The organism is Bradyrhizobium sp. LeoA1Lang (assembly GCF_055413685.1).
The window spans coordinates 21,005-33,916 of the sequence record NZ_JBVAPG010000005.1 but is presented as its reverse complement, the minus strand read 5'-3'; the positions used below and the strand labels follow the sequence as shown (position 1 = coordinate 33,916).

The window sequence follows — 12,912 nt, the reverse complement described above, 5'->3', positions numbered from 1 at the left end:
ACATGAAGGACCTCGATCAGCCTGGGCCGTCAGGCACCGCGCCGGGTTCGCGGCGCTCCGTAAAACGTTCGATCTTCTTTTCCGCGATCGAACGGTACGGCAATCTTGTTGTGTTCCTGGTCACGACTGCCGTGCTGGCACGTCTGCTGACGCCCGCGGAGTTCGGGATTTATGCGGTCGTCAATGCTGTGACGGCAGTCGTTGTCGCGTCCTTCCAGGAGTTCGGAGGTGCCAATTACCTGATTCAGAAGCGCGAGTTGTCGCGCGCCAGCGTGCAGACCGCTTTTACGGTCACGTTTGGATTTTCGGCATTCACCGGGCTGGCGCTGCTCGCACTTTCGGGCGTTCTGTCACAGCTATTCGAGCAGGAAAGTTTGCGGAAAGGGATCGCGGTCTCGGCGCTGAGCTTCCTGCTTGCACCATTCTCTGGAACGATTATCGGCCTGTTTCGCCGTGACATGGAGTTTGGGAAGCTCGCCATTTGCAACCTTGCATCCGCCGTCGTGGGGGCCACGGTATCCATCGCGCTTGCAATGTTGAGCTTCGGTTTTATGGCGCCGGTCTGGGGCGGCATAGCGGGCAACGTGGTCTTGACCATCATGTTGCTGAGGCAGCATCGCGATTTCGGCGTGTTTCGGCCATCGGTTGCGGATTTTCGTGACGTCGTCGGTTTCGGCCTGTATTCGAGCGGCATAAGCATCATAAACGTGTTGTATAACCTGTCGCCTCAGCTGTTTCTGGCGAAGATTCTCGACTTTACCTCTGTCGGCTTGTACAGCCGTGCCACGGGCATAACTCAGGTTTTCGACAGGCTCGTCGTGCAGGTCTTGAACCCCATCATCATGCCTGCCCTTGTCTCGAGGAGCAGAGATGCGGCGGGTCTGAGGAGTGCCTACCTTGAGGCGATTGAGCTGCTTTCGGTTGTACAGTGGCCCTTTCTGCTCTTCATCGCGATCATGGCGCATCCGATCATTCTGATCCTGCTCGGCCAGAACTGGTTGGAAATCGTGCCTCTGGTTCGCTTTCTCTGCGTCGCGAATTTGGCGCTGTTCGCCGCCTGTTTGAGCTATCCGACATTGGTGGCTACCGGCAGCGTGCGCGACGCGCTCACGTCGTCCTTGATCTCCCTACCGCCCTCGCTTCTCGTCATTCTGTGCGCAGCTTTCTTTGGAGCCGAGGCCGTGGCAGCTTCAGCATTGTTGACCTTGCCGTTCCAGGCTGCCGTGGCTTTGTATTTCATCGGTCGACGGCTTGCCCTTGAGCCAAAACATCTTTCTCGTGCTTTGCTGAAGAGCGCCGTTGTGACGGCTATGTCCGCTTCAGGTGTGATGGTCTGCGCGGCGCTCATCGAAGCGAGGATCGTACCGTCCTTCGTTGGCCTAATCGCTGCGTGCGGTGTCGCCGCCCTCTGTTGGGGGCTCGGGCTGATGCTCACCGGACATCCGCTCCTGCATCACCTTCATCGAGCGGCAGGTGGGGTGGTTGTGATTGCGCCGTGGCTCAGGCTGCGGCGTCTATGAGACTGTTGCAAGGTTGTTGAGAGCTTGGAGATAGCAGATGCCCATCGCGAAGGACGTTCAACTCGGTCGCGACGTCCGAATATTCCATCCGGATCTCGTTAATCTCTATGGCTGCTCGGTCGGAGACGACACTAGGATAGGAACTTTCGTCGAAATCCAGATCGGCGCGAAAATCGGGGCGCGCTGCAAGATATCTTCACACAGCTTCATCTGTGAAGGCGTGACCATCGAGGACGAGGTTTTCATCGGGCATGGCGTGATGTTCACCAACGACAAATACCCGAGGGCAACCACTGCGGACGGCAAGCTGCAGGGACCTGCGGACTGGAAGGTGGAACGAACCCATATCGGCCGCGGGGCATCCATTGGATCCAACGCCACCATTCTTTGCGGTGTCACGATCGGCGCTGGGGCCATCGTGGGCGCCGGCGCGGTGGTGACAAGGGACGTTCCACCGCAGGCGATTGTTGCCGGCGTACCCGCGCAGGTTCGTGAACCGCGCCACGTCGCCGCGGAAGCCGCAGACCGTTAATCAAGGATTAGATTCAGCTCAAATTTCTTCGCGCGGCTATTTTCATTGCGCGATTTATATGATTTAATTTTATCTGGAATAATCATTTAATATATTTAATGGGTCCGGGCGACCCGGAGAGGATAGCCGCTTGATACCTTTTCTGGACCTGAAGGCTCAGTATCGCCAGATCAAGCCACAGATCGATGCCGCGGTTGCGCGGGTCATCGACAGCACTCAATTTGTTCTGGGGCCGGACGTTGCCGCCTTTGAGGATCGCTTTGCGGCTTATTGCAACGTTGATCACTGCCGCGCGGTCAATAGTGGAACCTCGGCGTTGCATCTTGCGCTGCTCGCGGCCGACATTGGGCCGGGCGATGAGGTGATCACCGTGTCGATGACGTTCGTCGCCACGACCGCAGCGATTCTGTACTGCGGCGCCAAGCCGGTGTTCGTCGACGTCGACCCGATCTCCTGGACAATGGACCCGGCCTTGATAGAAGCCGCGATCACGCCGCGAACGAAGGCGATACTGCCTGTGCACTTGCACGGACTGATGGCGGACATGGATCCGATCATGGAGATCGCTCGCCGCCACGGGCTCGTCGTCATCGAGGACGCGGCGCAGGCTCATGGTGCGGAATACAGGGGCCGGCGCGCCGGATCCATCGGCGATCTCGGCTGCTTCAGCTTCTATCCCGGCAAGAATCTCGGAGCATACGGGGAGGGCGGAGCGGTGGTTACCAACAGCCCGGACCTCGCACGACGGATTTCGCTGCTCCGTGATTGGGGCCAGGAATCCAAATACAATCACGTTGTCGCCGGCTACAATTTCCGCATGGACGGCATTCAGGGCGCCGTGCTGAACGTCAAAATGGACCACCTCGAATCCTGGACCGACAGGCGCCGGACAGTGGCTGCGCAGTATGATTCCATGCTCGAGAAGCTTCCGTTCGAACGACCGCGAGCGCCGACCCACAGCCGGCATGTCTACCACGTCTACGCGGTAAGGCTTCCCCGGCGTGACGAGGCGCTGAAGGTGCTGCAGGAAGGCGGAATTGGTGTGGGCATTCACTATCCCGTTCCGGTTCACCTGCAGAAGGCCTACGCGAATCTTGGCTGCCGCGCAGGCGATTATCCCGTCACTGAACGGCTGGCGAGCGAATTCCTCTCGTTACCGATCTATGCGGAACTGCGGCCGGATCAGGTGGCAGAAGTCGTGGCTCGGCTGCAGAAGGCAGTACTTGCCGAGGCTGCCTAAGGCATCCCGGTCAAAGCAGCATGTCATGCACATCTGCTTTCCGAGCTCCAACAACAGGAGAGCATCTTGGCTGATCTGAAGGGTAAGCGGATTCTGGTTACGGGTGGGGCCGGTTTTATCGGCTCGCACATCATTGACCTGCTGTGCGACGAAGGGTGCCTCGAAATCGTTGCGCTTGATAACATGGTGAGAGGACGGCCCGAAAATCTTCGGCACGCCGTCTCGCGCGGTCCTGTGCGACTCGTCCACGGAGACATCCGCGACGGCAAGCTCATGGCAGCGCTGGTGCAGGCGGCCGACATCGTCTTTCATCAGGCCGCACTCCGCATCACCCATTGCGCCGCCGAGCCGCGCTTGGCCATGGAAGTCATGGTCGACGCGACGTTCGATCTGCTCGAACTGTGCGTCAAGCACAATGTCCAGAAGGTTATCGCGGCGTCCTCCGCATCGGTGTACGGCATGGCGGAGGAGTTTCCCACGACGGAGCGGCAGAATCCTTACGACAACCGTACCCTTTACGGGGCGGCTAAGGCCTTCAACGAAGGGCTGCTGCGCACCTTCAACGACATGCACGGGCTCGACTATGTCGCCTTCCGCTATTTCAATGTCTATGGCGATCGCATGGACATCCATGGCCGCTATACCGAGGTGCTGATCCGCTGGATGGAGCGGCTAGAAGCGGGCCTGCCCCCGATTATCTTCGGCGATGGTCAGCAGACCATGGATTTCGTCCACGTTCGCGATGTTGCTCGCGCCAACATTATGGGGGCGAAGGCAAAGCTCACCGATCAGGTTTTCAATGTCGCGAGCGGGACCGAGACCAGCCTGTTGCAGCTTGCTACGACCCTCGCTTCGGTGATGGGCCATCGTGGCTTGTCGCCGGAATTCGCGCCGGAGCGATCGGTCAATCCGGTGCCGCGCCGCCTGGCTTCGACAGGAAAGGCGGAGCGCCTGCTCGGCTTCCGCTCGAGTGTGCCGCTCGAACAGGGACTTGCCGATCTTGTGAAATGGTGGCGAGCCGAACGCGGATCGCTCGAGCCATCCCGCCAGAAAGAAGCGGTGGCTTCGTGATACCGATCGCACTGCCGCTGCTCGCGGGTGAGTTTGATCCATTCCGATCCGGCTAGCCATGATTTCGATCGTCGTTCCGGCCCACAACGAGAGTTCCGTGATTGCGCGGACGCTGAGCCAGTGGGTCACCAACCCGGCTTCGGACGAGATCGGCGTGGTCGTCGTTTGTAACGGGTGTACTGACGACACTGCGACCGTCGCCCGGCGCTTCAGTCCGACCGTCCATGTTGTCGAGTCGGATATCGCAGGCAAAACCCACGCGCTGAATCTGGGTGATCAAATCTCAAATGGGTTTCCTCGGATTTATGCTGACGCCGATATTGTTCTGTCGCTTGACGCCGTTCGAGCTCTGGCGAAGCGCCTCGAGCAGGGCGACGTTTTGGCGGCGGCACCGACGGCAGATATCAATGTGACGGGCTGTTCCTGGCTGGTCCGCAAATACTACGGAATTCGGTCACGACTGCCATCTTCGCGCCAGGGAATCGGTGGGTCTGGCGTCTATGCCCTATCCGAGGCGGGGCGCAGGCGATTCGGTCAGTTTCCGGATGTCATTGCTGATGACACCTATGTTTGTCTTCAGTTCAGACCAGGAGAGCGGGCGACATTGCCCTGCGTCAGCTCCACGGTATTCCCCCCACGCACTGTGCTGCAACTGATCGCGGTCAGAACGCGTGCCTACAGGGGAATATTCGAGCTCGTCCAGCGCTTTCCCGAACTGCGCGTGAACAAAGGAGAAGCCAATAATCGGACGCTCATTGCACTGTTCAAAGAGCCGCGCTTGTGGCCCGGATTATTGGTCTATTGTTGTGTCAACATTGTTGCCCGGCGCAGGGCGACCATAGCTTCCCGAAGTGGAGCTCATCCGTGGCAACGCGATGAGACTTCCCGTGCAGCGCTAACTGCAGATTCACTCAAATGAGGGCGTAATTGGGTGTTCGCGGCACGGCAACTAATATCTTGATTCTAAATGGCCCGCCATTTAATTTGGATATCATATTAAATCAATGAAGGTAAATCCAGTGATGCGAGGACATCGAGGCGCCCCAATGCGACTTGACGTGGCTGCCAGGTGGTCAACGAACTGGATCAGCTCCAGGTCTTACGAGACCGAGGGCTCAGTGCACAAGCAGGAGGCGCTAGCTTCATGATCCCGATTGCCATTCCGCTTCTTGACAAGGAGGAGGCCGACGCGGCTCGCGAGGCCGTGCTATCCGGCTGGGTTTCGCAGGGGCCGCAGGTTGCTGCGTTCGAGCGGGAATTCGCTGCTCTGGTTGGTGCGCCTCATGCGTGCGCGGTCTCGAATTGCACGACGGCATTGCACGTCGCCTTGACTGCGGCAAACATCGGGCCTGGCGACGAGGTGATCACCGCAAGTCATTCCTTCATCGCAACAGCCAACTGCATCAAATATTGTGGCGCGACTCCGGTGTTCGTGGATATCGACCCGGACAGTTACAACATAGATCCGGATCGGGTAGCCGAAGCGATCACGTCACGCACGCGTGCGATCATCGCCGTTCATCAGATGGGCATGCCCTGTGATCTCGCGGCGCTCGCTGCGTTCGCCGATCGTCATGGCCTCATCCTGATCGAAGACGCGGCCTGTGCCGCCGGCAGCGAGGTCCGGGTGAACGGCCACTGGGAGCGGATCGGCAAGCCGCACGGCCGGATCGCGTGCTTTTCGTTCCATCCTCGCAAGGTCATCACGACCGGCGAGGGTGGAATGCTCACTACCGCGGACGCGGAGCTAGATCGAAAGTTCAGACTGCTGCGCCAGCACGGCATGAGTGTGCCGGACACAGTGCGCCATGGCTCCGCGCAAGTGATTTTCGAAGACTATCTGATGGTGGGCTTCAATTACCGCATGACCGATATCCAGGCCTCGGTTGGCCGCAAGCAACTTGAGCGGCTCTCCGAGCTTGTCGCGCGCCGTCGCTCGCTTGCCTCCCGCTACACGGAACTGCTCGGTAACATCGAGGGATTGATCTTGCCTTTCGAACCGCAGTGGGCTCGTTCAAACTGGCAGAGCTACTGCGTCAGACTGCCGGATGGCGTGGATCAGAAGGTGCTGATGCAGCGATTCCTCGATCAGGGAATTGCAACTCGACGCGGCATCATGTGTGCGCATCGCGAGCGACCCTACTCGAATGACAAGCGGCCTCACGACCTTCGGCAATCGGAGCTTGCGCAGGATCACTCGATCCTGCTGCCGCTCTACGCCCAGATGACTGAGGAGAATCAGGTGCTGATTGCGGAGACGTTGAAGAAAGAACTTCAAGTCTAAACAGATCGTGTCGATGTCGCGAGCCGGCAGTTGCGCTGGTGACGCCGATCATTTCGGTTGGGCTCAGGGAATCAGGCGCATGGCCAAAGTCGATATCGTTGTACCCTGTTACAATTATGGGCGGTTCCTTGAAGCCTGCGTGGGGAGCGTTCTCAGGCAGTCCGTCGCAGATCTTCGCGTGCTGATCATCGATGACGCTTCGTCCGATAATTCGCTCTCGGTGGCGAGAAAGTTGGCGCGAGACGACCCTCGAGTGACCGTGGTCGCGCACGAGCGGAACAAGGGGCATATCGGCACATACAATGAGGGAATTGCCTGGGCCTCCGCCGATTACTTCCTTCTGTTGTCTGCGGATGATCTGCTGGTCGCCGGCGCACTCGAACGCGCCGTCGAAATCATGGACAAAAATCCGGACGTTGTTCTCACGCATGGCGAATGCGTCAGTTGGAACGATGATTCGCCGATCCCGAATATCGAACCGACGCAAGACTACACGTGGGCTCGCCAGGATCTCCTGGAAGAGATGTGTGCGATTGCGACGAACTTTGTTTGGACGCCGACCGCTATTGCGCGAACGAGTACGCAAAAAGCAATCGGCGGCTATCGAGCATCGTTGCCGCACAGCGGCGATATGGAGATGTGGCTTCGTTTCGCGGCGAGCGGTTCGGTGGCGCGCATCGACGCGGTGCAGGCAATCTATCGAAGGCACTCAACTGCTATGTCTAACGCGTACTTTGCCGAGATAATATCCGACTATCGACAGTGTCAACTTGCGTTTGAGAGCTTCTTCGATGAATACGGGGATCGTCTCGGCACCTCGCGTGACTTGAAAGGCTTAGCTCGTCATGCATTGGCCGAGCGAATATTCCAGCGCGGGATCGCGTTGCTGCGACGGGGCCGCCTTAATGACGGCCTCCGCCTCATGCGCGAGGCGATGGCTATGGATCGCCGGCTGCGTTACTTGCCTCCGCTCTGGCGGTTGCTGAAGATTCCGGGCGAGGGCGGCCGTCAATGGGCTTTGTCAGTTATCAGAAGGACGCCGGGCAAGCTATTGGGGTGGGCATCGCAATCGCCGAAGAGTCAGCATCAACCCGAGGTCGATAGCAGTCATTTCTCCTCCGGGAACCATGTAGGTCATTAGATGGACTCAAAACGGATACGAGGTCCAATCGTCCTCGCTTGTGACAGGCGTTACGCCATGCCACTCGCGACGACCCTGCGGTCGATTGTGGAAACGGATAGAAGCGGCGAACCGCTCGAGTTTCATGTGCTTGCCGACGGGCTTTCCGAGCGTGTTCGAAGGAGGATATTGGACTCCCTTCCGCATGGTTCTGCGTCGATCCGATGGATCGAGGTGGACTTGGGAATGTTCCAGGAGTTCTCGACGATTAGTTACATTTCAAAAATCACCTACGCCCGATTCCTCATTCCGCGTATTTTCCCGGATACGGTCTCCAAGGTATTGTATCTGGACTGCGATCTTCTCGCTCTTGATGATCTGCAGGCGCTCTGGGCAACAGATCTGGAGGGAAGTGTTCTTGGCGCGGTTTTGGACGGTCTCGATTCTCAGCTGAAAAATCAAACCGTTCGCCTACCGGTACCTCGCGTGCGAGATTACTTTAACGCCGGTGTACTTCTGATAGACCTGCACCAATGGCGAAAGGCGCAAATCGTCGAAACAGCGTTAGAATATCTCAAGCGCTGTCCTGGATCGCCCTACTCGGATCAAGACGCATTGAATGTTGCGTGCGATGGCCTTTGGAAAAAGCTCGATTCCCGATGGAACTATCTAGCTTACAACGAGAAGCTCGACGTCTCTGAATTAGCGGGCGAGTACAAGCCCAACATAGTTCATTTCACGACCTGGAACAAACCTTGGAGAGCTGGCGTTCCAAACGCGAATGCCGCGTTGTACGACTCGTTTCGAAGCCGCACGCGGTTCCCGCGCAACTCCATGGACAGAATGGAAGCTACGCTGCGTATCGGTTGGTCCCACATAAAGGGCTTCCAGAAGGCGAGACAAGGCAAATCAACTCGCTCGGACGCTATGGTCGATCGTCAGGCTGATCAGAGTAGCTTCAAATAATCGAACAGTTTCTTCCTTTAATCATTCGACCGCGAGGTTGGCTGGTGGCAGTCACCCCCAAAGATCCGCCTCTGATCTGGGTGACATTTGAGGTCGGAGGGGCAGGGGTTTGCGATTCGGGCCATCCAGCCTAAGCAGCGGTCAACAGGAAAGCTGCCTGATCTCCCTGTTGTTCGATATTCAGCTTTGCCGCTCGCTTGGCAAACCCTCTCAACTCATGACGGCTAAACACATCGCTTGGCCCGGATGATGTGAGCGGCTTAGACTTCCGGTACATTTCGCTTCCCCAGAACTGAAACGCAGTGGAATCATCAATCGATTGTCTGACAGACAGGCCGCAGCGCTCCGCCAACGCGCTCATTCCCTTGCGAGAGGGAATCACAATGTGGCGTGGCGCATCCAGTTGCACCCAATTCGGGCCGTACTCCGTCCATGCTTGCGAGGACGAAGTTGGGATGCGAACCAGAATGCGGCCCCCGGGCGCAAGCAGCTTTCTTGCATCGCCAAGACTTTGGCCCGGATCAGGGACGTGCTCTAACGAGTGATTGAACATGATGAAATCAAACTCGCCCGACATGCTTTGAAGATCCGATTTGTGAATCGTCACGGCTCCTGATGTCGGCTTGGAAATGTAGGGGTCTACTCCAGTAAGGTTCTTGAACCCTGCGGCAGACATTCTATGAAGAAGTTTCCCGGACCCGCAGCCAACGTCCAGCACCCGAGAGCTAGGATCAATCTTAAAATCTCCGATGACCCCGACGATGGGATCGTACCTCACAAAGGACGCTACGGCCCCCAATATGCTTTTGATGCCGAGTGCATGCGCATCCCTGATTGCGATGACCCGCGAATTTCGCGAAGGCTTGGCGAATGAATAATACCCGTCAGGGTAAAAGCGACCCTCATCTGCGACATCCGCCAGGCGCTGGATCGTCCCACAATCAATACATTCCTGGTATTCAAACCGCTCTCCTGTACCAAACATCATCTCGGTAAATACGTGGCGGCGATGTTCGCGGTCTGACAAGCAAGCTTTACAAATCATCTCAAGTACCTAGCCACTCCAGGGGTTCGAATCCGGCTCAGCCAGCATCGGAGAAGCCGTAACGGGTGTAGTGGTCGTCGCAATAATGGTCGCGGTGAAATTGACGAGTTCTCCAATGCCGCAGCCTTCGGCCTGGTCGCTCTGCCCAGCCCCGTTGATCGGAGCACGGGTCCTGTCACTTTGCAGCCTATTCATCTGAAGGTGCTCGCTCGCTCCACCTGTCGATCTCCCCGGGTCGTGGCCCGCACCATGACGTTCACCGGAGTGCCGATTAACGCTCCGGCTGAGGTTTGTTGCATTATAATAATATATTGGATAAAATCGGCGTTGTCCAAATTAAATAGTAGCTGGTTAATTTGGCTAATGTATTGAAGACAAAATACTGGACTTGACTGACCGGGAGCTTTTCATGACGTCCCAAGCACATCCGCCCAAAGTCGAAGGGGTGCCTGAAGGTCCCCTCGTCACGGTCGTGATGTCCGTTTACAACGCAGGGGAATATCTACGGCCGTCGCTGCTGAGCATAATCGATCAGACGTATAAAAATCTGGAGATCCTAGTTATCGACGATGGCAGCACGGACGGCTGCTTCGACTCAGTTCAAGACTTGCTAGTGGACGAGCGTGTCCGTGTGATCCACCAGGCAAATTCGACCAAGCCTGTGGCTGTCAATCGGGCGCTCGATCAGATCCGCGGCGAGTTTTACGCAATTCAAGACGCGGATGACATCAGTCATCCAGCGCGAATTGAAAGACAGGTTCGTGCGCTGCTCAACAAGCCGCATTTGGCTGCCGTATTCTGCGGTAACGAGCTTATCATTAACGGGAAATTCATGGCGCCCGTGTTTGCGCCGCAAAGCGAGGACGACTGCCAGTCTGAGATTCGAGCCTTTCGAATGCCTGCCCTTGATCCGACAGGAATGTTTCGAATGTCATTGGTCGGGGACATGCGGTTCGAGCCCTCGTTGAAGGTTGCTGAGACCTACGACTATATATTGAGAATTGGGGAAATATATCCGATGACCGTGTTGGGCGAGTGCCTTTACGCGTATCGCATCCTTCCCAATTCACTCACCCGGCGTGCGCCAACGTGGCGCAGGCAGTTCGAGGCTGCGGCATTCAAGCGAGCGTGCGAGCGGCGAGGTGTACGGTTCGAGCCAGAATGCGAGGATAGCAGCCACAGCTCTCGTAACAGTTTGCTGGACAACAACATCGCCGCCCATTTTATGAGAAGCGTGTTGGATTTTCGTCGGTCAAACCGTCGCCTTTCGGCGTTGAGGACGGGTTGGCAATGTGCTTGTTTGCATCCCGCGGATCTGCACTACTACAAGGCGCTTGTTTACGCGCTGATTTCACCCACCGTAGCGAGGCGCCTGCGTCGTAACTTCCAGGCTATTCCTTTGGAGACGACGAAATGATGCGCGTCTTCGGACGGAACGGTCGCTTTACGCGGCGCCTCAATTTTGAGCGCTGCTTCTTTTTTGCGGAACGTCTTCGGCATTGGGGGTATTCACGTTGAACCGCAGAAGCTTAGAATTGGATTCGGGTTTTCAACTTGCCTATCTGCGGGATCGGCAGCTGAGTTCAGTCAGGCGTGCGGCAAGCGGCTCGCACTCGCGTACCGAGCTATATCTCAAAGTATTACTGGTCGCGATTTTTCTGCCCGAGGGCCTGTCTTTCTTCGTCGGTGATTTTCGCCTCTCGGTCGCTCGAGTTCTGATTTTTGTTTCCTCCATCGCGGCGATATCGCGACTCTCAAGCGCGCGAGCTGTAGTCTGCGTGCCATCAGATATTTTGGCCCCGGTTGCGGGCGTTTGGATGATGTTTGCCGCCACCATCACAGGTGGTCTTACGGGCCTTAAAGGGGCGGGAATAGACGCAATTGTATTCACTGGCGGATATCTGACGTTCCGGTATCTCACTCCTGGCGATAGTTCCGTGCGACTCGCACGCTTCTCCTGCATGCTGGCAGTTCTGATTGTCTGTATCGCGCTTCTCGACCCTTTGAATGATAAACTGTTCACCTATGAATTCATCAAAGGCATTACTGGTTATGTGAAATTCAGCTATGAAGGCGCATTAGCGACGAAGGCCGAGACCTTGTATAGGGAAGGGGTCATTCGTGCCATGGGGCCGCTGGAGCATTCGATATTATTCGGCGCTGTTTGCGCTTGGTTTGGGACCGTGGCCTTGATTACGTTTAGGTCCCAGGTATTTGGCTGGGCTGTTGCAGGTATTGCGCTCATCGGTGTGTTGTTTTCGCAGGCGCGGAGTCCGTTGCTGGCTTATCTGATCGGATTTGCGCTCGCGATGTTCTATGTTGCAACCCCTCGCTTCACGGCTCGATGGAAGTTGGTCGGACTGTGTGTGACTGCCATAGTCGTTACTGTTTTCACTTTCTCTGGCAACCCTGTCGTAACGCTTGTACGCCTTTGCGGAGTAAGCCCGGAGGCGGCCTGGTACCGTCAAGCGATCTGGCAGGTTGGGGGGCGTGTCGTACTCGGTTCGCCGATCTTCGGAATTGGTGCGAACGGCGACTGGGATTGGCAATCCAACGGCGCGCTTTTGAGTGAGAGTGTGGATGCCTTTTGGCTTGCTAATGCAATGGCGTATGGAATTCCCGGAAGCATATTAGTTCTTTTGACGATTGTGGGCGCATGCTGGCTTGGTTCGATCGATAAATCGCGTCACCTTACTCCGGAAGAAGGACGGCTGTCGGTCGCGCTCGGAGTTGTCATAACAACCATCGTTTTTCTGGGGTTTATGGTGCACTTTTGGGGCATCTGTTTGATCCTTATCGCTGTCTTTGCTGGGATGCGAGCGAACCTCGCGGAAACCGCCATCCTGCGTGATAGAGCCGCACGAGCGGCGGAAACATGGGTGTGATCGATGACCGGAGATGTTTGACTGCGAGGTCATGGCGCCGTGCCAAGCGGAGGAGCCCGCGGAGCGGATCGTTATGTCGCCGGCAATCAAATTAAATAAATTAGATAATTATTGAAATGTCTGATAGTTAATATTTAATGCTCCGGAGATTCTAGTCGTTGAATCAGCGCGGAAGACGCGGAAGAGTGGAGCGCACCTTTTCGAAGAGTGCCATGATTGCTTTTGGCACAATCTGCCGGTTGCGCCGTG

The 12,912-nt window shown here is 56.7% G+C and carries 11 protein-coding genes; 10 read left to right on the top strand and 1 reads right to left on the bottom strand.

The window, feature by feature from the left end; translation table 11 throughout:
* Positions 1-2 precede the first annotated feature (2 nt).
* From ACZYOF_RS02910 to ACZYOF_RS02875, 8 genes are all read left to right on the top strand, one after another.
* A complete protein-coding gene (locus tag ACZYOF_RS02910) occupies positions 3-1,520 on the top strand; it encodes an oligosaccharide flippase family protein (protein ID WP_463714746.1) in 1,518 nt (505 codons plus the stop codon).
* A gap of 37 nt (positions 1,521-1,557) precedes the next feature.
* Positions 1,558-2,052 carry an acyltransferase gene (locus ACZYOF_RS02905; protein WP_463714745.1) on the top strand — a complete coding sequence of 165 codons (495 nt, stop codon included), beginning with the start codon at positions 1,558-1,560 and terminating at the stop codon, positions 2,050-2,052.
* Between the two features lie 130 nt (positions 2,053-2,182).
* Positions 2,183-3,292 (top strand): DegT/DnrJ/EryC1/StrS family aminotransferase, encoded by a 1,110-nt coding sequence (locus tag ACZYOF_RS02900; RefSeq protein WP_463698620.1) that lies wholly within the window; start codon positions 2,183-2,185, stop codon positions 3,290-3,292.
* A 75-nt stretch (positions 3,293-3,367) separates the two neighbouring features.
* Positions 3,368-4,363 (top strand): NAD-dependent epimerase/dehydratase family protein, encoded by a 996-nt coding sequence (locus ACZYOF_RS02895; RefSeq protein ID WP_282526422.1) that lies wholly within the window; start codon positions 3,368-3,370, stop codon positions 4,361-4,363.
* 58 nt (positions 4,364-4,421) lie between these two features.
* Positions 4,422-5,282, top strand: a complete 861-nt coding sequence (locus ACZYOF_RS02890) for a glycosyltransferase (protein ID WP_282526387.1) — start codon at positions 4,422-4,424, stop codon at positions 5,280-5,282.
* A gap of 225 nt (positions 5,283-5,507) precedes the next feature.
* Entirely contained in the window at positions 5,508-6,647 is a 1,140-nt protein-coding gene (locus tag ACZYOF_RS02885; protein WP_463714744.1) for a DegT/DnrJ/EryC1/StrS family aminotransferase, read from the top strand.
* 79 nt (positions 6,648-6,726) lie between these two features.
* Positions 6,727-7,788, top strand: a complete 1,062-nt coding sequence (locus ACZYOF_RS02880) for a glycosyltransferase family 2 protein (RefSeq protein WP_282526389.1) — start codon at positions 6,727-6,729, stop codon at positions 7,786-7,788.
* Complete coding sequence (locus ACZYOF_RS02875; protein WP_282526390.1) at positions 7,789-8,733, top strand: glycosyltransferase family 8 protein; 945 nt, start codon at positions 7,789-7,791, stop codon at positions 8,731-8,733.
* Positions 8,734-8,863: 130 nt separating this feature from the next.
* Here ACZYOF_RS02875 and ACZYOF_RS02870 read toward each other — a convergent pair whose 3' ends face one another.
* The gene (locus ACZYOF_RS02870) at positions 8,864-9,760 is read right to left on the bottom strand and encodes a class I SAM-dependent methyltransferase (RefSeq protein WP_165420933.1); all 897 of its coding nucleotides are present in this window, start codon (positions 9,758-9,760) and stop codon (positions 8,864-8,866) included.
* Between the two features lie 427 nt (positions 9,761-10,187).
* On the opposite strand from ACZYOF_RS02870, the gene ACZYOF_RS02865 reads away from it, so the two are divergent.
* Both ACZYOF_RS02865 and ACZYOF_RS02860 read left to right on the top strand, forming a co-directional pair.
* Positions 10,188-11,195 carry a glycosyltransferase family 2 protein gene (locus ACZYOF_RS02865; protein WP_463714743.1) on the top strand — a complete coding sequence of 336 codons (1,008 nt, stop codon included), beginning with the start codon at positions 10,188-10,190 and terminating at the stop codon, positions 11,193-11,195.
* Between the two features lie 118 nt (positions 11,196-11,313).
* On the top strand, positions 11,314-12,663 hold the full coding sequence (locus tag ACZYOF_RS02860; RefSeq protein ID WP_463714742.1) for an O-antigen ligase family protein: 1,350 nt from the start codon (positions 11,314-11,316) through the stop codon (positions 12,661-12,663).
* Positions 12,664-12,912 lie beyond the last annotated feature (249 nt).

What these genes read in the sequence shown, in the direction of transcription:
- ACZYOF_RS02910 (WP_463714746.1), top strand. Translation starts at nt 3, where the DNA reads ATGAAGGACCTCGATCAGCCTGGGCCGTCAGGCACCGCGCCGGGTTCG.
- ACZYOF_RS02905 (WP_463714745.1), top strand. Translation starts at nt 1,558, where the DNA reads ATGCCCATCGCGAAGGACGTTCAACTCGGTCGCGACGTCCGAATATTC.
- ACZYOF_RS02890 (WP_282526387.1), top strand. Translation starts at nt 4,422, where the DNA reads ATGATTTCGATCGTCGTTCCGGCCCACAACGAGAGTTCCGTGATTGCG.
- ACZYOF_RS02885 (WP_463714744.1), top strand. Translation starts at nt 5,508, where the DNA reads ATGATCCCGATTGCCATTCCGCTTCTTGACAAGGAGGAGGCCGACGCG.
- ACZYOF_RS02880 (WP_282526389.1), top strand. Translation starts at nt 6,727, where the DNA reads ATGGCCAAAGTCGATATCGTTGTACCCTGTTACAATTATGGGCGGTTC.
- ACZYOF_RS02875 (WP_282526390.1), top strand. Translation starts at nt 7,789, where the DNA reads ATGGACTCAAAACGGATACGAGGTCCAATCGTCCTCGCTTGTGACAGG.
- ACZYOF_RS02865 (WP_463714743.1), top strand. Translation starts at nt 10,188, where the DNA reads ATGACGTCCCAAGCACATCCGCCCAAAGTCGAAGGGGTGCCTGAAGGT.